Annotated in this window: 12 protein-coding genes and 5 rRNA genes; 13 read left to right on the top strand and 4 right to left on the bottom strand. The window is 36.9% G+C overall.

Features of this window, described 5'->3' with window-relative positions; translation table 11 throughout:
- Positions 1 to 286 precede the first annotated feature (286 nt).
- The 3 genes from ACWJKP_RS05830 to ACWJKP_RS05840 all read left to right on the top strand — a co-directional run bounded on the left by ACWJKP_RS05830 (position 287) and on the right by ACWJKP_RS05840 (position 4,480).
- A 23S ribosomal RNA gene (locus ACWJKP_RS05830) occupies positions 287 to 3,229 on the top strand.
- An 85-nt stretch (positions 3,230 to 3,314) separates the two neighbouring features.
- A 5S ribosomal RNA gene (rrf, locus tag ACWJKP_RS05835) occupies positions 3,315 to 3,431 on the top strand.
- Between the two features lie 140 nt (positions 3,432 to 3,571).
- Entirely contained in the window at positions 3,572 to 4,480 is a 909-nt protein-coding gene (locus tag ACWJKP_RS05840) for a L,D-transpeptidase family protein (protein WP_165414420.1), read from the top strand.
- Between the two features lie 85 nt (positions 4,481 to 4,565).
- Here ACWJKP_RS05840 and ACWJKP_RS05845 read toward each other — a convergent pair whose 3' ends face one another.
- Complete coding sequence (locus ACWJKP_RS05845; protein ID WP_462961445.1) at positions 4,566 to 5,036, bottom strand: GreA/GreB family elongation factor; 471 nt, start codon at positions 5,034 to 5,036, stop codon at positions 4,566 to 4,568.
- Positions 5,037 to 5,475: 439 nt separating this feature from the next.
- Between ACWJKP_RS05845 and glsA the strand changes: the two genes are divergently transcribed.
- The 5 genes from glsA (at position 5,476) to ACWJKP_RS05870 (ending at position 11,724) form a co-directional block, all read left to right on the top strand.
- Complete coding sequence (gene glsA, locus ACWJKP_RS05850; RefSeq protein ID WP_165414418.1) at positions 5,476 to 6,393, top strand: glutaminase A; 918 nt, start codon at positions 5,476 to 5,478, stop codon at positions 6,391 to 6,393.
- Positions 6,394 to 6,484: 91 nt separating this feature from the next.
- Positions 6,485 to 7,894 carry an alanine/glycine:cation symporter family protein gene (locus ACWJKP_RS05855; RefSeq protein ID WP_165414417.1) on the top strand — a complete coding sequence of 470 codons (1,410 nt, stop codon included), beginning with the start codon at positions 6,485 to 6,487 and terminating at the stop codon, positions 7,892 to 7,894.
- A gap of 247 nt (positions 7,895 to 8,141) precedes the next feature.
- Positions 8,142 to 9,305, top strand: coding sequence for a class I SAM-dependent methyltransferase (locus tag ACWJKP_RS05860; protein WP_165414416.1), 1,164 nt, complete (start codon positions 8,142 to 8,144; stop codon positions 9,303 to 9,305).
- Between the two features lie 170 nt (positions 9,306 to 9,475).
- Complete coding sequence (locus ACWJKP_RS05865; RefSeq protein ID WP_165414415.1) at positions 9,476 to 10,279, top strand: pyruvate, water dikinase regulatory protein; 804 nt, start codon at positions 9,476 to 9,478, stop codon at positions 10,277 to 10,279.
- Positions 10,280 to 10,776: 497 nt separating this feature from the next.
- Positions 10,777 to 11,724, top strand: coding sequence for an L-lactate dehydrogenase (locus ACWJKP_RS05870; protein WP_165414414.1), 948 nt, complete (start codon positions 10,777 to 10,779; stop codon positions 11,722 to 11,724).
- A 365-nt stretch (positions 11,725 to 12,089) separates the two neighbouring features.
- Here ACWJKP_RS05870 and ACWJKP_RS05875 read toward each other — a convergent pair whose 3' ends face one another.
- Positions 12,090 to 13,163 (bottom strand): tetratricopeptide repeat-containing glycosyltransferase family 2 protein, encoded by a 1,074-nt coding sequence (locus tag ACWJKP_RS05875; protein ID WP_165414413.1) that lies wholly within the window; start codon positions 13,161 to 13,163, stop codon positions 12,090 to 12,092.
- A gap of 229 nt (positions 13,164 to 13,392) precedes the next feature.
- Between ACWJKP_RS05875 and ACWJKP_RS05880 the strand changes: the two genes are divergently transcribed.
- Entirely contained in the window at positions 13,393 to 14,787 is a 1,395-nt protein-coding gene (locus ACWJKP_RS05880) for a glycosyltransferase (RefSeq protein WP_165414412.1), read from the top strand.
- Positions 14,788 to 15,046: 259 nt separating this feature from the next.
- Complete coding sequence (locus tag ACWJKP_RS05885; RefSeq protein WP_165414411.1) at positions 15,047 to 15,229, top strand: hypothetical protein; 183 nt, start codon at positions 15,047 to 15,049, stop codon at positions 15,227 to 15,229.
- Between the two features lie 150 nt (positions 15,230 to 15,379).
- Here the strand turns inward: ACWJKP_RS05885 and ACWJKP_RS05890 are convergent, their stop codons facing one another.
- Positions 15,380 to 17,242, bottom strand: a complete 1,863-nt coding sequence (locus tag ACWJKP_RS05890) for a beta-N-acetylhexosaminidase (protein ID WP_165414410.1) — start codon at positions 17,240 to 17,242, stop codon at positions 15,380 to 15,382.
- A gap of 966 nt (positions 17,243 to 18,208) precedes the next feature.
- Between ACWJKP_RS05890 and ACWJKP_RS05895 the strand changes: the two genes are divergently transcribed.
- From ACWJKP_RS05895 to rrf (ACWJKP_RS05905), 3 genes are all read left to right on the top strand, one after another.
- A 16S ribosomal RNA gene (locus tag ACWJKP_RS05895) occupies positions 18,209 to 19,726 on the top strand.
- A 292-nt stretch (positions 19,727 to 20,018) separates the two neighbouring features.
- Positions 20,019 to 22,944 (top strand): 23S ribosomal RNA (locus ACWJKP_RS05900).
- A 116-nt stretch (positions 22,945 to 23,060) separates the two neighbouring features.
- Positions 23,061 to 23,177: ribosomal RNA gene (gene rrf, locus ACWJKP_RS05905) — 5S ribosomal RNA — on the top strand.
- Together the 16S, 23S and 5S rRNA genes form the textbook arrangement of a ribosomal RNA operon.
- Before the next feature lie 127 nt (positions 23,178 to 23,304).
- On the opposite strand, the gene leuA is transcribed toward rrf (ACWJKP_RS05905), so the two are convergent.
- Positions 23,305 to 24,969, bottom strand: coding sequence for a 2-isopropylmalate synthase (leuA, locus tag ACWJKP_RS05910; protein ID WP_462961446.1), 1,665 nt, complete (start codon positions 24,967 to 24,969; stop codon positions 23,305 to 23,307).
- Between the last annotated feature and the right edge of the window lie 65 nt (positions 24,970 to 25,034).

Below are 25,034 nucleotides of genomic sequence, written 5' to 3' on the forward strand. Positions count from 1 at the left end.
GAGTAGATGTATTGACTTCGGTCGATGCAATAGAAGAATATTAATTTGTTCTTCAAAAATATCTATTGTAATTAATCGTACCTAGTTCTCTGTTTAATTTTGAGAGACTAATTTTAGCTAACGCTTAGGGGTTAGCTAATGAATAGTTTTTCTTAAAATGTTCTTTGAAAATTGCACAGTGAAAAAAGTTGTTTTAAAAAATTAAAGCTACGCAAGTAGTTTATAAATTGATTTAATACAATTTCGCAAAATTAATATAACCGTCTATGTAAATAGACAGAATCAAGGTCAAGCTACAAAGGGCGCATGGCGAATGCCTTGGCACTAGGAGCCGAAGAAGGACGCGTTAAGCTGCGATAAGCTTTGGGTAGGCGCAAATAGCCTGTGATCCAAAGATTTCCGAATGGGGGAACCCACATAGTAACAACTATGTACTGCATACTGAATAAATAGGTATGCAGAGGTAGACCCGGGGAACTGAAACATCTAAGTACCCGGAGGAAGAGAAAGAAACATCGATTTCCTAAGTAGCGGCGAGCGAAAGGGAAAGAGCCCAAACCCAGGTCTTTGATCTGGGGGTTGAGGATAGATCATAAATACTGCAATTCCTTAATTGAAGATAGCTGGAAAGCTGCTCCGCAGAAGGTAATAGGCCTGTAAATGAAAAGGAAAAACAGTCAGATCTAATCCAGAGTACCACGAGACACGTGAAACCTTGTGGGAAGCTGGGAGGACCACCTCCCAAGGCTAAATACTACCTAGTGACCGATAGTGAAGAAGTACCGTGAGGGAAAGGTGAAAAGAACCCCGGAAGGGGAGTGAAATAGAACCTGAAACCGTGTGCCTACAACCGGTCGAAGCACTTTATATGTGTGACGGCGTGCTTTTTGTAGAACGAGCCAACGAGTTACGATATGTAGCAAGGTTAAGTACTTAAGGTACGGAGCCGAAGGGAAACCAAGTCTGAATAGGGCGTTGTGAACGCAAGTTCACGAAGTTGCATGTCGTAGACCCGAAACCGGGTGACCTATCCATGGCCAGGATGAAGCGGAAGTAAAATTCCGTGGAGGTCCGAACCACGTTGGTGTTGAAAAACCATGGGATGAGCTGTGGATAGCGGAGAAATTCCAATCGAACTCGGAGATAGCTGGTTCTCCTCGAAATAGCTTTAGGGCTAGCGTCGATTAATTGAGTAATGGAGGTAGAGCACTGAATGGGCTAGGGGCTGACAACAGTTACTGAACCCTATCAAACTCCGAATGCCATATACTTTTATTTCGGCAGTCAGACTGCGAATGATAAGATCCGTAGTCAAAAGGGAAACAGCCCAGACCATCAGCTAAGGTCCCAAAGTGTAAGTTAAGTGGAAAAGGATGTGGGATTTCTAAGACAACTAGGATGTTGGCTCAGAAGCAGCCACTCATTTAAAGAGTGCGTAATAGCTCACTAGTCAAGAGATCCTGCGCCGAAGATGTCCGGGGCTAAAACTTACCACCGAAGCTATGGGTGTACACAATTGTGTACGCGGTAGAGGAGCTTTCTGTACTGGCTGAAGTCATACCGTAAGGAGTGGTGGACGGTACAGAAGTGAGAATGTTGGCATGAGTAGCGAGAGTTAAGTGAGAATCTTAACGGTCGAAAACCTAAGGTTTCCTGAGGAAGGCTCGTCCTCTCAGGGTTAGTCGGGACCTAAGCCGAGGCCGAAAGGCGTAGGTGATGGACAATCGGTTGATATTCCGATACCACCAATGGACGTTATTAGAAATGGGATGACGCAGGAGGATAAGATGTGCACACTATTGGATGTGTGTCTAAGCATTTAGGCGGAGCAAGCAGGCAAATCCGTTTGCTCTTAACGCTGAGATGTGATGGGGAAGGGAATTTATTCCTGAAGTATCTGATTCCACGCTGCCAAGAAAAGTCTCTATCGAGGATATTGGTGCCCGTACCGCAAACCGACACAGGTAGGTGAGGAGAGAATCCTAAGACCATCGGAAGAATTGTTGTTAAGGAACTCGGCAAATTGACCCCGTAACTTCGGGAGAAGGGGTGCCTACGTAAGTAGGTCGCAGAGAATAGGCCCAAGCAACTGTTTAGCAAAAACACAGGTCTCTGCTAAAGCGAAAGCTGATGTATAGGGGCTGACGCCTGCCCGGTGCTGGAAGGTTAAGGGGATTACTTAGCGCAAGCGAAGGTATGAACTTAAGCCCCAGTAAACGGCGGCCGTAACTATAACGGTCCTAAGGTAGCGAAATTCCTTGTCGGGTAAGTTCCGACCCGCACGAATGGCGTAATGATTTGGGCACTGTCTCAACAACACATCCGGCGAAATTGTAGTGCAAGTGAAGATGCTTGCTACCCGCGATTGGACGGAAAGACCCCGTAGAGCTTTACTGTAGCTTAGCATTGAATTTCGGTATTGTCTGTACAGGATAGGTGGGAGACTGAGAAACATGGGCGTCAGCCTGTGTGGAGTCATCCTTGGGATACCACCCTGACAGTACTGAGGTTCTAACTGGAGGCCATGAATCTGGTCACAGGACATTGTTAGGTGGGCAGTTTGACTGGGGCGGTCGCCTCCAAAAAAGTAACGGAGGCGCCCAAAGGTTCCCTCAGCGCGGTTGGAAATCGCGCGAAGAGTGCAAAGGCAGAAGGGAGCCTGACTGCGACACTTACAAGTGGAGCAGGGACGAAAGTCGGGCTTAGTGATCCGGTGGTACCTCGTGGGAGGGCCATCGCTCAACGGATAAAAGCTACCTCGGGGATAACAGGCTGATCTCCCCCAAGAGTCCACATCGACGGGGAGGTTTGGCACCTCGATGTCGGCTCGTCGCATCCTGGGGCTGAAGTAGGTCCCAAGGGTTGGGCTGTTCGCCCATTAAAGCGGCACGCGAGCTGGGTTCAGAACGTCGTGAGACAGTTCGGTCCCTATCCGTCGCGGGCGTAGGAAATTTGAAGGGAGCTGTCCTTAGTACGAGAGGACCGGGATGGACAAACCTCTGGTGCACCAGTTGTCACGCCAGTGGCATCGCTGGGTAGCTATGTTTGGAAGGGATAAACGCTGAAAGCATCTAAGCGTGAAGCCCACCCTGAGATGAGATTTCCCATAACTCGCACGTAAGTGCGGTGTTAGTAAGACTCCTGGAAGACCACCAGGTTGATAGGTTAGAGGTGTAAGCATGGTAACATGTTCAGCTGACTAATACTAATAAGTCGAGGGCTTGACCTAAATAATTAGAAATAACGCGAAGCTTCGGACGTAAGGAAGAAGACTAATTCACTGTGCAATTTTCAGAGAATATTTATATTCTCAATCTGGTGATTATGGCATGAAGGTAACACCCGTTCCCATACCGAACACGAAGGTTAAGCTTCAATGCGCCGATGGTACTGCAGGGGTGACCTTGTGGAAGAGTAGGTTGTCGCCAGGTAAGAAAAAACCGCTAAGTTTAACTTAGTGGTTTTTATTTGGTTAAATACAATTACATTTTTGGATTTTAGTGGCACTTTAATTTTAGGAGAATATACTATAGGGACAAGATCCATACTTCTAAAAAAAGGGGTATTCAGTATGAATAAAAGATATCTATCAGGTATTGTCTTTATAGTTGTGGTTATGATAAGTGGATGTACTTTAGCGAATAAATCGGAGGCTGCGGTGAAATTGCCTCCTAGTGACGCAAAAATATATCAAACTAACGTTAGAATGTCTCAAAACAGTATACAAAAAGAAAATGTACAAAATAACAGTATTAAACTTTTAGCTCAAAAAAAACAACAGCCAATTGCTCAAATAATATTGAAGCAAGGAAATAAGGGCAGTAAAGTTAAGGAAATACAGCAAAAGCTTAATAAGTTTGGTTATAAACTTTATGCGGATGGAGATTTCGGACGATTAACCTATTATGCGGTTATAGACTTTCAAATGAGAAATAAGCTAATCAAAGATGGCATAGTAGGTAATTTAACACTAAAGAAACTTAATATGAAACCAACTTCACAGTCTATGTATAAACCACCAGTAATACAAAAATATACACCTAAAGTTTCAGTTTCAAACAATTCGTTAGAAAAAACTATAAACAGTAAGAACATTTATAGTTCAACTGCTTATTTTATATGGATTGATTTATCTCACCAAAGGGTAAATATATTCAAAGGGTCTAACAGAAAATGGAATCTTGTTAGATCAATGGTTTGTTCTTCAGGAAAATCAAGAACACCAACAGTTAAAGGTAATTTTACCGTTGGAATTAAAGGAAGCTACTTTATTTCAGATGGAGGCGCTAGGTGTAAATATTATACTCAAATAAGAGGTAACTATTTATTCCACAGCGTACTATACGATAGAAAGGGTAATTATGTTATAGATAACACCCTTGGAGTTCCTGTATCTCACGGATGTGTAAGGTTAGCTTTAAAAGATGCTAAATTTATATATGATAATATTCCAGCTAGAACTGCTATTTGGAGCAAATAATAAGTAAGTTATAAAAGGATATATACTCGAAAATAAGAATTCCATTTGGTATTCTTATTTTTATTGTATGCTACAATGTGTTAAGTTATTCCTTAGTTATGCTTAATAACTCTATTTTATAATTTCCATCAGGAGATGCTACCTCTACTATAGTTCCTACTGTCTTTCCAAACAATACCATTCCTATTGGTGACTCAATACTATACTTACCATTTAATATATCCACTTGTAATGTTGTTACAAGTTCTATTTCTTCGATATCATCGCTACCTTCAAATTTTATCATTAATTTATCACTTATATTTGCGCCTTTAGTATTATAAATAACATCATCTATAACTTCAGCGGTTCTAATCATTTTTACTAAATATCCCATTCTTCTGTAGTTTTCGTACATATTTGTTTTGGCAGCTTTATATTCAGCATTTTCACTTCTATCACCGTGAGCAGCAGCTATCATTTTTTCATGTGCAATTTCCATGGTTAAAGGACCTTTACGATAATCAAATTCTTTTTGAAGATCTTCAAGATCTTTTTTAGTAAGCTTATTATTCATTTTAGCACCTTCTTTTATATTTTTTACAGATTGTTTACTATATAATTTAATAGTGCATTTATAATTCAATTTCTTAAAAAATCCGGAGTATTACTTGTATATTTTACTATTGAACTTGCCGTTTTTCAACTTTTTTTAGTAAGTACTGTTATTCTTCCATCTACATGACCAGCAATGATCATAAGTTAATGATAGTATTAATAAGTCCATCTAAGTCTATAAGATATTTTATTGTGGGTATTTACGTAAGCGTTTATAACTAAAAGCACCTCCGAAACAAATCTTCATGATTATTATAGAATATGTAGAAATATGTTTAAAGGTTTCTATCCAAAAATAGAGAATAATAGAGTATAATAAAAGAAGTCATTGTAAGTAATATAAATAAAAAAGTATTAAATATGAAGATGAGAAAAACAACTTAAAGAGGTGGTTGTAAATGCAATCAATATTAAAAACAGCAATTGAAAACAGTAAAAAAATTACGAAAGATGGAAAAGTGGCAACGTATATTCCGGAACTTGCAAAGGGTGATAGAGATGCTCTTGGTGCATGTATTTTTGACATAAGCGGTAATGTTATTTTAGAAGGTGATTACAAAACAAAATTCACTATCCAAAGTGTATCAAAGGTGATAATCCTTATATGTGCTCTTATTGATAATGGAAAGGATGTTGTTTTTTCTAAAGTAGGTAAGGAACCCTCATCAGACCCATTTAATTCATTGGTGAAGTTAGAAATAAAGGAGACTCATAAACCATCAAATCCATTTATAAATGCTGGCGCAATAGTTTGTACATCTCTTGTGGCAGGAGATAATGGGATAGAGAAATTTAGTAGAATTCTTAATACCATGAAGAAGTTAGCAAATAATAATGACATTGAGGTGAATTATTCAGTTTATAACTCTGAAAAATTGACTGGGAATACAAACAGAGCTATTGCTTATTATCTAAAGGGAGCAGGCATAATTGAAAAGGATGTAGAAGACGTATTAGACGCATACTTTAAATGCTGCTCAGTAGAGGTAGTTGTTGAGGATATAGCAAGAATGGCATCAGTAATTGCAAACAATGGAGTAGCACCATGGTCAAATGAACAGTTAATTCCAGAGTGCATCAATAAAATAGTTAAGGCTATTATGATGACCTGTGGATTATACGACAGATCCGGAGAATTTTGTATCGAGGTTGGTGTTCCAGCTAAAAGCGGAGTAGGGGGATGTATTATGGCTGTTGTTCCAAACCGTATGGGAATAGCAGTTGTAGGGCCAGCACTTGATAATTACGGAAATAGTATTGCTGGAACGAGAGTTCTAGAAGAACTTTCTAAAGAACTCAATCTAAGTATCTTCTGAATTTTCTGAGAAAATACATAATAAGGTATGGTGATGATAGAAAAAAGTTATTATATTTCAGTATTTAAATTATTAGAAGGAGTGTGACAGAATGTTAAATTTATTAAATTCTATTGTAACATCAGTTAACAACATACTTTGGTCTTACGTGCTCATAATTTTACTTATAAGTATTGGAGCATATTTTACTATTCATCTTAAGTTTCCACAGTTCAGATTTTTTTCTCATACAGTTAAACTTCTTAGGAATGGTAGAAAAACCTCAGATGGCGAGGAAGGTGTGGCTGTATCATCATTTCAAGCATTCTGCATAAGTGTTGCTTCTCATGTTGGTACTGGAAATCTTGCGGGAGTTGCAATAGCCGTTACAGTTGGAGGTCCAGGAGCAGTTTTCTGGATGTGGGTTATAGCTCTTTTAGGTGCAGGCTCAAGCTTTGTTGAAAATACATTAGCACAGATTTATAAAGTAAAGGGTGAAAACGGATACAAGGGTGGTCCTGCATACTATATGGAAAAAGCGCTTGGCAAACGAAAGCTCGGTATAGTATTCTCAGTACTTATAACTATATCATTTGGACTTGTATTTAATTCAGTTCAGGCAAATACTGTAACATTAGCGTTTGAAGGAGCATTTGGTATTACAAGATTCTGGGGGGGTATGATCCTGGTAGGACTTACTGCTTTGGTTATATTTGGTGGCGTTAAGAGGATAGCAAAAGTTGCAGAGATTCTAGTACCAGTTATGGCTGTAGCCTATGTATTCGTTGCATTCTTTGTAATTTTCAAAAATATAGCTCAAGTTCCAGCTGTATTTAAAATGATTTTTCAAGGTGCTTTTGGTTTAAAGCAATTTACAGGCGGCGGAATTGGTGCAGCGATTATGATGGGTATTAAAAGAGGACTATTCTCAAATGAAGCAGGTATGGGAAGTGCCCCAAATGCAGCAGCTACAGCAGATGTAAGCCATCCTGTCAAACAAGGGATTGTGCAAGTATTTGGAGTTTTCCTAGATACTATAGTAATATGTAGCGCAACAGCATTTATTATTTTAATTTCTGGGGAGCAGCTAAATAATGGACTTACTGGAATAAAACTGACGCAAGTAGCATTAACCTCGCAGGTAGGTAACTGGGGTAATATATTTATAGCAACGTGCATTTTCATGTTTGCATTTAGTTCTATAATTGGAAACTATTATTATGGTGAATCAAATATCGAGTTTATAAATGGAAACAAGATATGGCTTAATATTTTTAGAGTAGCTGTAATCGGTATGGTATTTTGGGGTTCAATGTCTTCAATAAGTATTGTATGGAATATGGCAGATTTATTCATGGGAGCAATGGCACTCATAAACCTTGTTGTTATTTTCAAATTAAGCGAGGTACTTCCAAAGGTGATTAAGGATTATGCAATTCAAATTAAACAAGGTAAAGATCCAGTATTTCATGCGGATTCGATTGATGGACTTACCAATACTGAGTGTTGGGATAAGGATTAGTAGGGAATTCTAATAGCATATTTTAAATAGGTTATTGAACAGGCCATATACGGTGTATATTTTTAGTATATGGTCTGTTTTTATATATTATAGAAAAAATTCTTTATGAATATTAGGGAAGCAAGATTTTTCATATCATAAATTTTATTGGAATTATTTTTAAAAGTGTTAGAATTAATTAACTTGGTATATAATGATATTATTAGATAGAAAAGTAGTTTTAAAATAAATTATAAGGTGTGTTGACATGGAAGAGTTAAGAAGCGCGATTAATGAAATATTAAAGCAGGATATTTTAAAATTAGTTATTAGTAATAAAATGAATAAAGATGTACAGTATAATAAAATAACATTCGTATTGAAAGAAGATGATGTAAAGCAATATTATCAAATAGAAAAAAACACCGATAAGCAAGCTTTCCATGAGAATATTACTATAGATGTTTTAGGAGAAAAAATACTAGAATATGTATCAGCGAGTTATAAACAAGTAGATGCTTGGTCAAATACAATTACATTTGATTTGAAAATATCTAAAAAAGGTAAAGTTCATTTAGGGAAGAAAAAAAGTGATAATGTAAAAATTGCTAATAAAGGACATAACAAAGAAAAAAATTATATTCTTAAAGAGGGTATGATAATAGAGCCTCTTATAGATTTAGGCATTTTTACAAAAGAAGGCAGGGTTGTTAATTCAAAATATGATAAGTATAAGCAAATAAATAAGTTTGTTGAAATTATTGATGATGAAATTAAGAAGAATGATTTTAAGGAACTTACTATATTAGACTTTGGATGTGGAAAATCTTACTTAACATTTGTATTATATTATTACTTTGTTGAAATCAAAAAAATCAATGTAAAAATGATAGGACTTGATCTTAAGGAGGATGTAATTAAAGAATGTAATGACATATCTAAAAGATACAATTATGAAAACTTACATTTTGAGCTAGGGGATATAAATGGATTTAAATATGATAATAAAGTTGATATGGTAATTACATTACATGCGTGCGATACAGCTACTGATTATGCTTTATATAATGCGATAAAGTGGAATAGTAATATGATTTTCTCTGTTCCTTGCTGCCAACATGAATTCAATAGCCAAATTAAAACAGAGTCATTATCGATACTAACAAAGTATGGAATAGTACAAGAAAGGGCTTCGGCGCTTATGACAGATTCAGTAAGAGCAAATCTTTTAGAAAGCGTCGGATATAAAAGTCAGCTTCTAGAATTTATAGATATATCACACTCTCCTAAAAACATATTAATTAGAGCTTCAAAAGCTAATATATCTAAGGATAAAAAAGAGAAAGCATTATCTGAAGTTAATGTTTTAATGAACCAATTTAATTTAAATTCAACATTATTTAATTTATTAAAAAAAGATAATTTAATTTAAATTATATCGATTAATATGGATAACATAATGATAGCTTAATCAATCTAATTTAAATTCAACATTCTTTAATTTGTTTTAAAAATATAATTTTAATTTATTTTTTATATTAAGAGACGATAAGCTAGAGTGCTGAAAAAAATATATAAAAAGAGAGTAGATGAGATGAAAAAATGTTAACAATATATGCGGTATCGGATTCAATAGGAGAAACAGCGGAACTTGTGGCAAAATCAGTAGCGAGTCAGTTTCCAGATAGTGTAATAGTGAAAAAAACACCACATATTAAAACAGCTGAGGATGTTAATTATTTTATTAGCAAAATTGATAGGGATTCAAAAGTAATGATTATTTCGACTATTATTATGGTAGATGTAAAAGAATTTTTAGTACAAAGATGTGTAGAAAAAGGAATATTTGTATCGAATGTTTTAGGACCAGGGATAGGACTAGCTTCTAAGTTATTAAATAAACAGCCAGAATACATTCCAGGAGCAATATGGAAAATGGATAAGGATTATTATAAAAGAATAGAAGCTATGGAGTTTGCTATGCAATATGATGATAGCAGGGATTATGATGGGATAAAACATGCAGACGTAGTGCTTATTGGTGTTTCAAGAACTTCAAAAACCCCATTGTGTATGTATTTAGCTAATAAAGGAATTAAAGCTATAAATATACCGTTAGTACCTGAAGTTCCTGTTCCAGAAGAACTATATAACATTCCTGGAAGGAAGATCATAGGGCTTAAAATAAATCCTTTTGAGCTTATTGAAATAAGAAAAAATAGAATTGGTAAATTCAATGGGCTTAATGCTAACTTTCAATATGCTAATGATTCAAGAATATTAGATGAGTTAGATTATGCTGAAAAAATAATGAAAAAAACAAGGTGTTTAACAATTGATGTTACTAAAAGAGCTATAGAAGATACGGCTTTAATTATTATGAAAAGTATAGGGTATGATCAATAGTGTTTTTAATGCTTTTTTAATAATAGTAATATTTTTAAATAAATGCTTTGCTGTGGAATAATTTTACTTAAAATAAAAAAATTGTATTTCATGTGTGAATTTTATGATACATTAATAGCATAGTAAAAAAATATAAACTAAATGTTAAAAGGGGGTAGCTGCATATATTGGTGATAAAGTCAACATACTGACCTTTTGGTCTGGCTTTATCGTGGCTGAGTTCATTCAAGTTAGACTTTTAACACAATGGTTTTATCGTTGCATGTAAGGTCTTTTTTAGTATAATCATTTATGCTAAAGAAGATTTTCAGCACGATAGAATTTCATTGTGTTGAAGGTCTTTTTATTTATAAATTTAAATTTAAAGGGAGGGTGTCAAATGGCTATATTTATTAAAGCGTTATTACTTACTTAATTAGTGTCTATTTCAGAAACGATATTATTAGCTATTAATTATTATATAGTATATAATGGTAACAAAGAAAGGAAGTTTTTGTATGAGGACAAGAGGAAATAAAATATCTATAATTGGAGCAGGTTTTGTAGGTTCTACTACAGCATTTGCTTTAATGAATGGAGGATTAGCATCTGAAATTGTAATTGTAGATATAAATAAGGAAAAAGCTGAGGGCGAGGCAATGGATTTATCACATGGAGCTTCCTTCGTAAGGCCTATTGAAATAACGTCTGGAGAGTATTCAGACACAAAGGATTCAGATATAGTAATTATTACAGCTGGAATTGGTCAAAAGCCAGGAGAAACAAGGCTTACCTGTATTTCGAAAAATTTAAAAATATTTCAAAGTATAGTTCCGGAAGTTGTAAAATTCAGTCCCAATTCTATATTATTGGTAGTGTCAAACCCCGTGGATGTATTGACTTATATAACCTATAAGCTTTCAGGATTTCCAAGCAATAGAGTAATTGGGTCGGGGACGGTTCTTGATACTTCGAGATTTAAATACCTGCTTAGTCAGCATTTTGAAATTGACGCTAGAAATATACATACCTATATAATGGGTGAACATGGGGATTCAGAAATTGCTACTTGGAGTTTAACTAGTATTGCGGGTATGAATGTTGATGAGTACTGTGATATGTGTCCTAAAAAATGTGGTGGAGAGATGAAGTTTGATATATATAAGGAAGTAAAAGAAGCAGCCTATACTATTATTAAAAAAAAGGGTGCAACATATTATGCTGTTGCCCTAGCCATAAAAAGAATAGTTGAAGCAATATTAAGCAATGAGAACTCTATTCTTACAGTATCATCTCTGCTAAAGGGTGAATATGGAATCCAGGACATTTATATGGGAGTTCCAACAATTTTAGGTAGAGAAGGGGTAAAAAAAATACTACAAGTCAAACTCAATGAGGATGAAACAGATAAACTTTTGGAATCTTCAAAGGTGCTGAAGACAGTTATAAAAGATTCCAAAATATAAGGTTGAGGCATCCGAAATAAAATAACAAGTAAAAAATTGCCGAATTTCATTTTAGAATAATTAAATAGGATTATGAATATAAAAAGAATCTTTTCTGCATAGTTAAGATTTTTTTTGTGCTTAAATTTTTAACGTAACCCATCTCCTATAACACTTTTAGGCATAATATTATTCTCATTTGAACAAATATTAAGCCAACTATTACCCTTTATAAATGTGCCAGTGCCGATAGGAACATAACTGATGTTACTTATTTTATAATCTTATTGAATTATAGAATTGTTGCCAGAACTATAAAATAATTTTGATAAAGGGAACCCATATAATGTTACCTCAATTTTGGAATGTATTTTAAAGGTAATAATTTATATAGCAGTACTTTCAAAATAATCTCTATTTGAAAGTACCGCTGGAGAATCAGGCTTATATTCAGCTGCTTTATTATTATATTTAATTGACTCTGCTCTACTTCCTAACCTGTCATAACAAACACATAGTTGTAAATTGGGTATATATCCCCAATAATCATGAGATATAAAGCCCCAACTATTAACTGGCTTATTAAGTTCTGATGCGAGCTTATACCAAAAAATAGCCTTGTCATAATCGGAAATTTCAAAATAGTAGGTTCCTATAGTACAGCATATTTCAGCTCTTGGAGTATCATATTCAAAGCTTCTAAGTAGTATTTTTAGCATGGCTTTTTTATCACCTATAATGTTATAACAGTTAGAAAGATCAAAGCAGGCACTTATATTATCCTCTACCCAGCCCTTTTCTGTGTCTAAAAATTCATTGAAATATTTTATTGCTTCTTCAAAAAATCCATTTTGATGTAATTCCCTGGAATAATAGAAGAGTCCTCTTGGTGTTAAAGATTGCCCATCTGACAGCAATTTTTTATAAATAGATATATTTCTACCTTGTACTGCGGCATGTTCTTTTCTATGTGTTATGCAAACATCGGCGTTTATAATGTTTCCTCCCATTACTAGGCATTCATGAACAGGTTCTGTCCATTTACAATTGTTTATTCTTTTTGACAAGCGTTCTCTAAAATATGATAAGGTAACTGTTCCATTTTCATCAAAGCCTACGTTATACATCATCATAACATTATCTACATCTAGAGTTAAGCTTTGCTTAAGTTGTTTAAATTTTTTTATATCTTCTTCGAGAATAATATCATCAGCGTCTAGCCAAAGAATATAATCCATTTTTGCTTTAGAAAAAGAAAAATTTCTAGCAGCAGAGAAATCATCAATCCACTGGAAATTAAAAAAATCATCTGTATATTCTTGTGCAATTTTTTTTGTGTTATCTGTGGAGCCAGTGTCAACTATTATTATTTCGTCAACAATATCCTTAATACAGTCAAGACACCTACCTAAAACATCTTCCTCATTTTTTACAATCATACATAAACTAATAGTTACCATATAAGATATAAGCCTCCTAAAACAAATTTACAGTATATAATATGCTGTGGGTTGGAATAGGGAGCATATTTAAAAATAAATTATAAAATATAACTAAGGTTATGAAAATCATTTCTAAGGCCATTAGAATGCATTTATAAATAGGATAGGTACACTTTTTAATAATAAGCGTAATATGTAATTGAAGCATAATTTGCTGTGACTAAGTGATCGAGGAAGGGATAAAGTAATGATTGAGAATAGGAAAACTTCAATAATAATTTTAACTTACAACAATCTTATTTACAATCACAAATGCGTTGATAGCATAAGGAAATACACTAAAGAGAATACCTACGAAATAATTGTTGTAGATAATAATTCTACTGATGGGACAAGAGAATGGCTTAAAGACCAGAAGGATATAAAATCTATTTTAAATGATGAAAATGTAGGTTTTCCAAAGGGCTGTAATATTGGAATAGCTGCATCAGGCAAAGAAAATGATATTTTGTTTTTGAATAATGATACGGTAGTTACTCCAAGGTGGCTTGATAATCTTAAAATATGTCTTTACAGTGATGATAAAGTTGGAGCAACTTCATCTATAACTAATAATTGTTCTAATTATCAGTCTGTAAGTGTGCATTATAGTGATGTTAAAGATATGATTCCATTCGCTGAGGCTAATAATGTTTCAAACCCCGAGAAATGGGAGGGGAAAGTAAGGCTTGTGGCATTTTGCATGCTTATAAGGAGAGATGTTCTTAACAAGATTGGCGTTATGGATGAGCAATTTTCACCTGGAAATTTTGAAGATGATGATTTATGCATGAGAATTATAGAATCGGGATATAAGATGATGCTTTGTAATGACAGCTTCATACACCATTTTGGCAGTTCATCTTTTAATAAAGATTATACTGAATTTAATAATGTACTAACGACAAATCGTAAAAAAATTGAGGATAAGTGGGGGTTTAACTCTAACGTAGGCAGCACATTAAAATTTGACATAATACAGCGTATAGATGAGCCAAAAGAAAATGGTCTAAATATTCTTGAGTTTGACTGTGGACTAGGTGCTACACTACTTAAGTTGAAATATATGTATCCTAACGCTGATATATATGGTATAGAGACAAATGAGCATGTAGCGAGGCTAGGTGGAAAAATTCTAGAGTTAATAACTGATGATTTTGAAGAAAATTATAGCATGAACTTTAAAAAAGACAAGACAAATTTTTTTGATTATATAATTCTTGGCAATAGACTTCAACTAAGTAAAGACCCTTGGACATTACTAAATGAAATAAAAAATTTTTTGAAGCCTGGGGGATATATAATTGCGACTATTCCTAACTTAATGCATCATTCAGTTATAAAAGAGTTATTAAGAGGAAGCTTTATGTACAGCGGAAATTCTATTTTAAATAGAAATAATAATAAGTTTTTTACTTTAACAGATATATGCAAAATATTCGATGAGTGTGGGTATAGTAATCCATATATATTTCATTATCGTACTGAATTAACACCGGAAGATGATCAGCTATTAAATAATATTTGTGGTATTGTTGGTAAAGATATGAAAGAGTATTTCTTATCTTACGAGTATGTAGCTAAATATCAAAAAAATGTATAGTGTGCAGAGATTGACAACTATGTTGGCAGTCTCTATTTTTTAGCAAGGAGAAAATTGGCGTAGTGTAATTGTTAGACTTTTTTCTTTTTATAGAAATATTTATGACTATCTGAGGCTAAGCTAGTTTATTTTTGTTGCAAATTGTCGTATGGTGTATAATGATTAATGTAAACAAAACTGGATATAATGACAAGAATAAATATAAAAGATTATCAGGTGGCAAAATTAAATACCAAGTGGTTAAAGGAAGGTAGTAAAAATGTATAAACATGAAATATTATTTCAAGATTATTTAGAACTAAAAAGTAAAGAATCAAAAGATTGTATTATGGGTTTTCAAGAATACAATGAGCCTGGGAAAGATATAGAAATTAAAGTTAATTTAATAAATGGTGACTGGTTAAGAGTTTATTATAATGATAGTGATATAGATTGGTGTTAAAAAAATAAAATAACTTAGCTATTATATTAGAGTCAGACTGTTTGTCAACAGTCTGAAACATAAAAATAATCCTCCCAATTTGGGAGGATTATTTTTATGTTAAGATAGACCAAAGAAATACCTTAACTTTTTTATAGATAACATAACTTATTAGCAAGCTACCAAGCATATTCCCCTTAAGTATCTACAAGTATAAGCTATGATTTCTCTAATTCTATATAGTTCACTTTCCTTATTTCGTGCCCTCCAGATTTTTGCATAATCACAGAACCACACTTCGAGATTTTCTGCGAGAGCCATTGGACTAAATACTGTATCTACATCATTTTTAGAATACTCATTCTTCAAAAGATTTAGGAAAAAGCTATTCACAAGTTGTATTGCCCTTGCCGAAACAATAAATTCTTGCAGATCAAAGGTGTTTATGCACACTTTTTTAGACAATGTAGTAAACTTATTTTCTATTTCACAAGCTATGTTATAACCAGCTAAAATCTTTTTCCAATCAAGTTCACTGAAACTCTCTTTAATATCTGAATTTTGACTATGATTTTCTTTCCATTCGACTAGTTCATACCAGCCTACAACCTGCTCCTTGGATAATTTATTAAGTAGAGACACGAGTTCAAGTGAGTCATCACCATACTCTATTAAGGACAACGCTTTAAATACATTTTCAAACTCTTTCTCACCATCTGGGTTCCATGATAAGGACGCTCCGTATGCCATGCCTGGAATTGAGCTACTTAAAAAATTTATATGACCAAAATCTCCCCAGTCAGTATTGAGAACGCCTTTTGCACCATATTTAACACCATATGCTACCATTCTTTTAATATTCTCAAAACCCTTATCGACTTTGTTCACTAGTTGATTCCATCCCCATACACCTGGGCACACGTACTGCTCCATACCTGACTCAGTTATTGCTTTTGTTCCATCCTCTTTGGCATTTTCGTTATAGTCCCAATTAAGACATATGGCATCCTTACTTATATTATTTAAAAGTTCAGGATGATGTAAAATTACATCCCCCCAGAACATAACCTTCTTGCCTTTTTTCTTGACTATATCTATTACTTTGTTCAAAAATTCAACATACAACATTCCAACCCCAACTTCATCGGCTTTGGCCTTACTTTTACCCTTTCCTAAATCAAAGGTTTCATCACAGCATATATTGAAGGTGTCTGAGCTAAATAGCGGTATATATTGCATTAGCATTTCTTCAACTAGTTTTATGCTACCTTCATTAGTTGCATCCAGTGTGTGTGAAACCATTCTATGACCAAAAGAGTACTCGCCTCCCTCACTGTTTTCTAGCTCACACAATTCATTGAAGGACTTTGACCTAAGCACCTCATACATATGTCCGAAGGTAGACAAGGATGGGATTAATTCAACATGTCTTTTTATGCAATATTGGTCAAGTATTAATATTTCCTCCGCTGTTAGTGGATCTTTGTCCATCCATATTTCACTCATGCCTTTAAATGCAAAAGTATGTTCTATATACAATTGCAACTGATTAATTTTATAAAAAGCTGCCCTGTCAACTAGTTCCATAAGCATTTCAAGTGTTGGTACCTTGCCTCTTGTAACATCATGATAGAACCCACGGTTAGTAAAATATGGCTCGTCTTCAATTTTGAGATTTGGAAGTAAAGTTCCATTTTGCCTAATAATTTGTCTAAATGTCTGTACTCCATAAAATATGCCTATGGAAGTAGCAGCACATATTTCGATGCAGGTTCCACCAATAATTAAGGTGTAAGCCTCTTTTGGACCTGATACTTTTTTAAATCTAATTACGGTTTTATCATTATGGCAATCAAATGCCTTATTTATTACTAATTTGAAGCCTAATTGTTGCTGAATTTCATCTTGTAATACAATCGCGGCATTTAAGTCATCAAAATCACATTGGTAATCTAAGACTATCTCCGTATCACGTCTAAGCTGCAATGTACCTTTATTTAGTTCTAATTGTTTTGGACTTGGTATTAAAAACATATTGTACACTCCCTAAATTTTGTTTGATTAGAATCCGGGTTACTAGCCCTTAACTAGGGTAATAAATCCCGATTTTACTGAGTATTATAGAGAAAAATATCTATAAAATAAAAGCATCCATTTTATAATAGTTTTGCGATAAACTTTATATAAAAAGATGCTAATAAAATGAACAAAAAATATTTAAATTAAACTCTTGCCTACTTCTCTACGCTATACCATATTGGAGAAAAAATCAATAGATTGATAGATAATAAAAAAATTACCAAAAGCAATTAATAACAAGGATACGGTTTCAAGCCATAGCATAAGACTTAGAAGTGTTTATTTTAACATTTGTGTAAAAATAAACTACGAATATAATGAATATATATATGTGTCTATTATAATGCATCTTGTTAAAAGAAATAAAAAATGTGTTATCAATATATAAAACGGTAAGATATTATATATTGATACTAATAGAGTTGATTTTGAAATGTATTGATAATACTTAGCCATGTGTATCTGGATGCGAAATATTGAATTATCTAGGCTTATATGTAGAAATATGAATATAATCTAGCTAGAGTACCTATGTTGTGGAATTATACTCTTATTTATATGATAGAATACTCCTTGTCGTCACAAACGAGTGGCACGATAAGCTAACTGTTGATAACTATTTAATGTGTTTTCAGATGAAAATAAGTTTTAAAAAGTTATTGACAAAACAAGAAATACCTAGTAATATAGTAGAAGTCGTCACATGATGACAAAGCAAATTGGTCTTTGAAAATTAAACAGAGAAATAGGTAAAGATAGCGAAATAATATTTCGTTAAACCAGTTAATTACTTTAGTATAAAGTAAAATTTAGTCGTAAGACTAAAAGTATGTAATGAGCTTGCGAATCAACCTAACGGTTGCTTAACCAGCTTAACAGTTGGCGCAGATTAATCATTTCAACTAAAAAAGTGTAAACTTTTAAATTGAGAGTTTGATCCTGGCTCAGGACGAACGCTGGCGGCGTGCCTAACACATGCAAGTCGAGCGATGAAACCTTTCGGGGTGGATTAGCGGCGGACGGGTGAGTAACACGTGGGTAACCTGCCTCAAAGAGGGGAATAGCCTCCCGAAAGGGAGATTAATACCGCATAATATGTTTTGGTCGCATGATCGAAACATCAAAGGATTTTTCTTCGGAAAATTCCACTTTGAGATGGACCCGCGGCGCATTAGCTAGTTGGTGAGGTAACGGCTCACCAAGGCGACGATGCGTAGCCGACCTGAGAGGGTGATCGGCCACATTGGAACTGAGACACGGTCCAGACTCCTACGGGAGGCAGCAGTGGGGAATATTGCGCAATGGGGGAAACCCTGACGCAGCAACGCCGCGTGAATGATGAAGGCCTTCGGGTTGTAAAGTTCTGTCTTCTGGGACGATAATGACGGTACCAGAGGAGGAAGCCACGGCTAACTACGTGCCAGCAGCCGCGGTAATACGTAGGTGGCAAGCGTTGTCCGGATTTACTGGGCGTAAAGGATGCGTAGGCGGACATTTAAGTCAGATGTGAAATACCCGAGCTTAACTTGGGTGCTGCATTTGAAACTGGGTGTCTAGAGTGCAGGAGAGGTAAGTGGAATTCCTAGTGTAGCGGTGAAATGCGTAGAGATTAGGAAGAACACCAGTGGCGAAGGCGACTTACTGGACTGTAACTGACGCTGAGGCATGAAAGCGTGGGGAGCAAACAGGATTAGATACCCTGGTAGTCCACGCCGTAAACGATGAATACTAGGTGTCGGGGGTCGAACCTCGGTGCCGCCGTTAACACATTAAGTATTCCGCCTGGGGAGTACGATCGCAAGATTAAAACTCAAAGGAATTGACGGGGGCCCGCACAAGCAGCGGAGCATGTGGTTTAATTCGAAGCAACGCGAAGAACCTTACCTAGACTTGACATCCCCTGCATAACCCAGAGATGGGCGAAGTCCTTCGGGACAGGGTGACAGGTGGTGCATGGTTGTCGTCAGCTCGTGTCGTGAGATGTTGGGTTAAGTCCCGCAACGAGCGCAACCCTTATCATTAGTTGCTACCATTAAGTTGAGCACTCTAGTGAGACTGCCCGGGTTAACCGGGAGGAAGGTGGGGATGACGTCAAATCATCATGCCCCTTATGTCTAGGGCTACACACGTGCTACAATGGTGAGTACAAAGAGATGCAAGACCGCAAGGTGGAGCCAAACTCAAAAACTCATCCCAGTTCGGATTGTAGGCTGCAACTCGCCTACATGAAGCCGGAGTTGCTAGTAATCGCGAATCAGCATGTCGCGGTGAATACGTTCCCGGGCCTTGTACACACCGCCCGTCACACCATGAGAGTTGGTAACACCCGAAGTCCGTGAGGTAACCGTAAGGAGCCAGCGGCCGAAGGTGGGATTGATGATTGGGGTGAAGTCGTAACAAGGTAGCCGTAGGAGAACCTGCGGCTGGATCACCTCCTTTCTAGGGAGTAGATGTATTGACTTCGGTCGATGCAATAGAAGAATATTAATTTGTTCTTCAAAAATATCTATTGTAATTAATCGTACCTAGTTCTCTGTTTAATTTTGAGAGACTAATTTTATCTAACTCTTAGGAGTTAGATAATGAATAGTTTTTCTTAAAATGTTCTTTGAAAATTGCACAGTGAAAAAAGTTGTTTTAAAAAAATTAAAACTACGCAAGTAGTTTATAAATTAATTTAATACAATTTCGCAAAATTAATATAACCGTCTATGTAAATAGACAGAATCAAGGTCAAGCTACAAAGGGCGCATGGCGAATGCCTTGGCACTAGGAGCCGAAGAAGGACGCGTTAAGCTGCGATAAGCTTTGGGTAGGCGCAAATAGCCTGTGATCCAAAGATTTCCGAATGGGGGAACCCACATAGTAACAACTATGTACTGCATACTGAATAAATAGGTATGCAGAGGTAGACCCGGGGAACTGAAACATCTAAGTACCCGGAGGAAGAGAAAGAAACATCGATTTCCTAAGTAGCGGCGAGCGAAAGGGAAAGAGCCCAAACCCAGGTCTTTGATCTGGGGGTTGAGGATAGATCATAAATACTGCAATTCCTTAATTGAAGATAGCTGGAAAGCTGCTCCGCAGAAGGTAATAGGCCTGTAAATGAAAAGGAAAAACAGTCAGATCTAATCCAGAGTACCACGAGACACGTGAAACCTTGTGGGAAGCTGGGAGGACCACCTCCCAAGGCTAAATACTACCTAGTGACCGATAGTGAAGAAGTACCGTGAGGGAAAGGTGAAAAGAACCCCGGAAGGGGAGTGAAATAGAACCTGAAACCGTGTGCCTACAACCGGTCGAAGCACTTTATATGTGTGACGGCGTGCTTTTTGTAGAACGAGCCAACGAGTTACGATATGTAGCAAGGTTAAGTACTTAAGGTACGGAGCCGAAGGGAAACCAAGTCTGAATAGGGCGCATAGTTGCATGTCGTAGACCCGAAACCGGGTGACCTATCCATGGCCAGGATGAAGCGGAAGTAAAATTCCGTGGAGGTCCGAACCACGTTGGTGTTGAAAAACCATGGGATGAGCTGTGGATAGCGGAGAAATTCCAATCGAACTCGGAGATAGCTGGTTCTCCTCGAAATAGCTTTAGGGCTAGCGTCGATTAATTGAGTAATGGAGGTAGAGCACTGAATGGGCTAGGGGCTGACAACAGTTACTGAACCCTATCAAACTCCGAATGCCATATACTTTTATTTCGGCAGTCAGACTGCGAATGATAAGATCCGTAGTCAAAAGGGAAACAGCCCAGACCATCAGCTAAGGTCCCAAAGTGTAAGTTAAGTGGAAAAGGATGTGGGATTTCTAAGACAACTAGGATGTTGGCTCAGAAGCAGCCACTCATTTAAAGAGTGCGTAATAGCTCACTAGTCAAGAGATCCTGCGCCGAAGATGTCCGGGGCTAAAACTTACCACCGAAGCTATGGGTGTACACAATTGTGTACGCGGTAGAGGAGCTTTCTGTACTGGCTGAAGTCATACCGTAAGGAGTGGTGGACGGTACAGAAGTGAGAATGTTGGCATGAGTAGCGAGAGTTAAGTGAGAATCTTAACGGTCGAAAACCTAAGGTTTCCTGAGGAAGGCTCGTCCTCTCAGGGTTAGTCGGGACCTAAGCCGAGGCCGAAAGGCGTAGGTGATGGACAATCGGTTGATATTCCGATACCACCAATGGACGTTATTAGAAATGGGATGACGCAGGAGGATAAGATGTGCACACTATTGGATGTGTGTCTAAGCATTTAGGCGGAGCAGACAGGCAAATCCGTTTGCTCTTAACGCTGAGATGTGATGGGGAAGGGAATTTATTCCCGAAGTATCTGATTCCACGCTGCCAAGAAAAGTCTCTATCGAGGATATTGGTGCCCGTACCGCAAACCGACACAGGTAGGTGAGGAGAGAATCCTAAGACCATCGGAAGAATTGTTGTTAAGGAACTCGGCAAATTGACCCCGTAACTTCGGGAGAAGGGGTGCCTACGTAAGTAGGTCGCAGAGAATAGGCCCAAGCAACTGTTTAGCAAAAACACAGGTCTCTGCTAAAGCGAAAGCTGATGTATAGGGGCTGACGCCTGCCCGGTGCTGGAAGGTTAAGGGGATTACTTAGCGCAAGCGAAGGTATGAACTTAAGCCCCAGTAAACGGCGGCCGTAACTATAACGGTCCTAAGGTAGCGAAATTCCTTGTCGGGTAAGTTCCGACCCGCACGAATGGCGTAATGATTTGGGCACTGTCTCAACAACACATCCGGCGAAATTGTAGTGCAAGTGAAGATGCTTGCTACCCGCGATTGGACGGAAAGACCCCGTAGAGCTTTACTGTAGCTTAGCATTGAATTTCGGTATTGTCTGTACAGGATAGGTGGGAGACTGAGAAACATGGGCGTCAGCCTGTGTGGAGTCATCCTTGGGATACCACCCTGACAGTACTGAGGTTCTAACTGGAGGCCATGAATCTGGTCACAGGACATTGTTAGGTGGGCAGTTTGACTGGGGCGGTCGCCTCCAAAAAAGTAACGGAGGCGCCCAAAGGTTCCCTCAGCGCGGTTGGAAATCGCGCGAAGAGTGCAAAGGCAGAAGGGAGCCTGACTGCGACACTTACAAGTGGAGCAGGGACGAAAGTCGGGCTTAGTGATCCGGTGGTACCTCGTGGGAGGGCCATCGCTCAACGGATAAAAGCTACCTCGGGGATAACAGGCTGATCTCCCCCAAGAGTCCACATCGACGGGGAGGTTTGGCACCTCGATGTCGGCTCGTCGCATCCTGGGGCTGAAGTAGGTCCCAAGGGTTGGGCTGTTCGCCCATTAAAGCGGCACGCGAGCTGGGTTCAGAACGTCGTGAGACAGTTCGGTCCCTATCCGTCGCGGGCGTAGGAAATTTGAAGGGAGCTGTCCTTAGTACGAGAGGACCGGGATGGACAAACCTCTGGTGCACCAGTTGTCACGCCAGTGGCATCGCTGGGTAGCTATGTTTGGAAGGGATAAACGCTGAAAGCATCTAAGCGTGAAGCCCACCCTGAGATGAGATTTCCCATAACTCGCACGTAAGTGCGGTGTTAGTAAGACTCCTGGAAGACCACCAGGTTGATAGGTTAGAGGTGTAAGCATGGTAACATGTTCAGCTGACTAATACTAATAAGTCGAGGGCTTGACCTAAATATATAATTAAAAGTAATGCGATATACTTCTTTCGTAAGAAAGAAGCGAGGCTTTGAGCGTGAGCGAAAAGACTAATTCACTGTGCAATTTTCAGAGAATATTTATATTCTCAATCTGGTGATTATGGCATGAAGGTAACACCCGTTCCCATACCGAACACGAAGGTTAAGCTTCAATGCGCCGATGGTACTGCAGGGGTGACCTTGTGGAAGAGTAGGTTGTCGCCAGGTAAGAAAAGACCGCTAAGTTTAACTTAGTGGTCTTTATTTTGTATAATATAACAAGTGAAAACATTAATAAAAGGAGCTTGACCTAAATGGATAAGCTCCTTTTATTAGTGCGTCGGGCATGGGGCACTTAACTTTTCCTATTAATAGCACTAAATAGAGCATTTAGTGAAGATGTATCAATATTCGAAGAAACACCAACCCCAAAATACCTTTGGCCATTGTATTCTATTTGTATATAAGTGGCAGCTTTTGAGTTCGAACCACTGCCTAGAGCATGTTCATCATAAGATATAAAGTTATAACCATTAATGTTTGAACCATGTAGCGCATTGAAGAAGGCGTCTACTGGACCGTTTCCAACTCCAGAAATATTCATCACTTTACCACTTACTGAAATTAATGCCTGAATGTTAACTATATTTTCATCTGTTTCAACGTTTTGTACTGATTGGATGGTATAACTTTTCAATAAATTTGGGGATTTTATATTTAAGTATTCACTTTTAAATAGATCATAAATTTGAATTGATGAAAGCTCTGTTCCTAGAAGATCTGTTTGGTTCTTTACGAGTGTGCCAAAATCATTCTGCATAGATTTAGGTAAAACAAAGCCAAATTCATTTTCCATTATAAAAGCAGCACCACCTTTACCAGATTGACTGTTGATACGAATTATTTCTTCATACTCTCTGCCAACATCGTGTGGGTCAATTGGAAGATAAGGAACTTCCCAAAAATTACTATTTGAATCATGATTAGCTTTAAACCCTTTTTTGATTGCATCTTGGTGTGAACCAGAAAAAGCTGTGTATACAAGTTTTCCGGCATATGGATGACGCTCATGAACCTTCATTTTAGTGCAGTCTTCATAGACTGCTGCAATCTCATAAAGTTTTGAAAAATTTAATTCAGGATTTATCCCTTGAACATGCATATTTAAAGCCATTGCCATAATATCAAGATTCCCAGTTCGCTCACCATTACCAAATAGAGTGCCTTCAACTCTGTCAGCTCCTGCAAGAATTCCAAGCTCTGATGCCGCAGTACTAGTACCTCGGTCGTTATGAGTATGAAGACTTATTAGAACGCTTTCTCTATTTTTAATGTTCATGCAGAACCATTCAATTTGATCTGCATAAATATTAGGAGTAGCCATCTCAACTGTTGATGGTAAGTTTAAAATAACTTTTTTTGCGGGAGTTGGTTTCCAAACATCTAATATAGCTTCACAAATCTCTAGGGAATATTCAAGCTCAGTTCCAGTAAAACTTTCAGGGGAATATTCAAAAGAAAAATCTGTTTCAGGGTATTTATTCTTGTATTCCATTAGAAGTTTTGCACCAGTAACTCCGATATCGATAATTTCTTGCTTGCTTTTGTTAAAAACGACTCTTCGTTGTAAAATTGAAGTTGAATTATAAAGGTGGACAATTGCTTTTTTTGCTCCTTTAAGACTTTCAAAAGTTTTTTTTATTAAATGCTCTCTTGATTGAGTTAAAACTTGAACAGTCACGTCGTAAGGTATAAGATCTTTATCTATCAAATGTCTTAAAAATTGATATTCTGTATTTGAGGCAGATGGGAAGCCCACTTCTATTTCTTTAAAGCCAATATCAACAAGAAGTTTGAACAATTTAACTTTCTCGTCTACGTTCATTGGAATTGGAAGGGATTGATTACCATCTCTTAAATCAACACTGCACCAAATTGGTGCTTTTTCAATTTGTTTATCAGGCCAGTTACGATTTTTAATATTTATACTACCATATGGTTTATATTTTTTATATGACATTTAAAACACTCCCTTAAAATTATTAGAAATAATTGCAAAGAAACTTCGCCTCGATCAATAGGCGA

The sequence above is a fragment of the Clostridium sp. CM037 genome (assembly GCF_055081095.1).

What these genes read in the sequence shown, in the direction of transcription:
- ACWJKP_RS05880 (WP_165414412.1), top strand. Translation starts at nt 13,393, where the DNA reads ATGATTGAGAATAGGAAAACTTCAATAATAATTTTAACTTACAACAAT.
- ACWJKP_RS05870 (WP_165414414.1), top strand. Translation starts at nt 10,777, where the DNA reads ATGAGGACAAGAGGAAATAAAATATCTATAATTGGAGCAGGTTTTGTA.
- ACWJKP_RS05865 (WP_165414415.1), top strand. Translation starts at nt 9,476, where the DNA reads ATGTTAACAATATATGCGGTATCGGATTCAATAGGAGAAACAGCGGAA.
- ACWJKP_RS05855 (WP_165414417.1), top strand. Translation starts at nt 6,485, where the DNA reads ATGTTAAATTTATTAAATTCTATTGTAACATCAGTTAACAACATACTT.
- ACWJKP_RS05890 (WP_165414410.1), bottom strand. Translation starts at nt 17,242, where the DNA reads ATGTTTTTAATACCAAGTCCAAAACAATTAGAACTAAATAAAGGTACA.
- glsA (WP_165414418.1), top strand. Translation starts at nt 5,476, where the DNA reads ATGCAATCAATATTAAAAACAGCAATTGAAAACAGTAAAAAAATTACG.
- ACWJKP_RS05845 (WP_462961445.1), bottom strand. Translation starts at nt 5,036, where the DNA reads ATGAATAATAAGCTTACTAAAAAAGATCTTGAAGATCTTCAAAAAGAA.
- ACWJKP_RS05885 (WP_165414411.1), top strand. Translation starts at nt 15,047, where the DNA reads ATGTATAAACATGAAATATTATTTCAAGATTATTTAGAACTAAAAAGT.
- leuA (WP_462961446.1), bottom strand. Translation starts at nt 24,969, where the DNA reads ATGTCATATAAAAAATATAAACCATATGGTAGTATAAATATTAAAAAT.
- ACWJKP_RS05860 (WP_165414416.1), top strand. Translation starts at nt 8,142, where the DNA reads ATGGAAGAGTTAAGAAGCGCGATTAATGAAATATTAAAGCAGGATATT.
- ACWJKP_RS05875 (WP_165414413.1), bottom strand. Translation starts at nt 13,163, where the DNA reads ATGGTAACTATTAGTTTATGTATGATTGTAAAAAATGAGGAAGATGTT.
- ACWJKP_RS05840 (WP_165414420.1), top strand. Translation starts at nt 3,572, where the DNA reads ATGAATAAAAGATATCTATCAGGTATTGTCTTTATAGTTGTGGTTATG.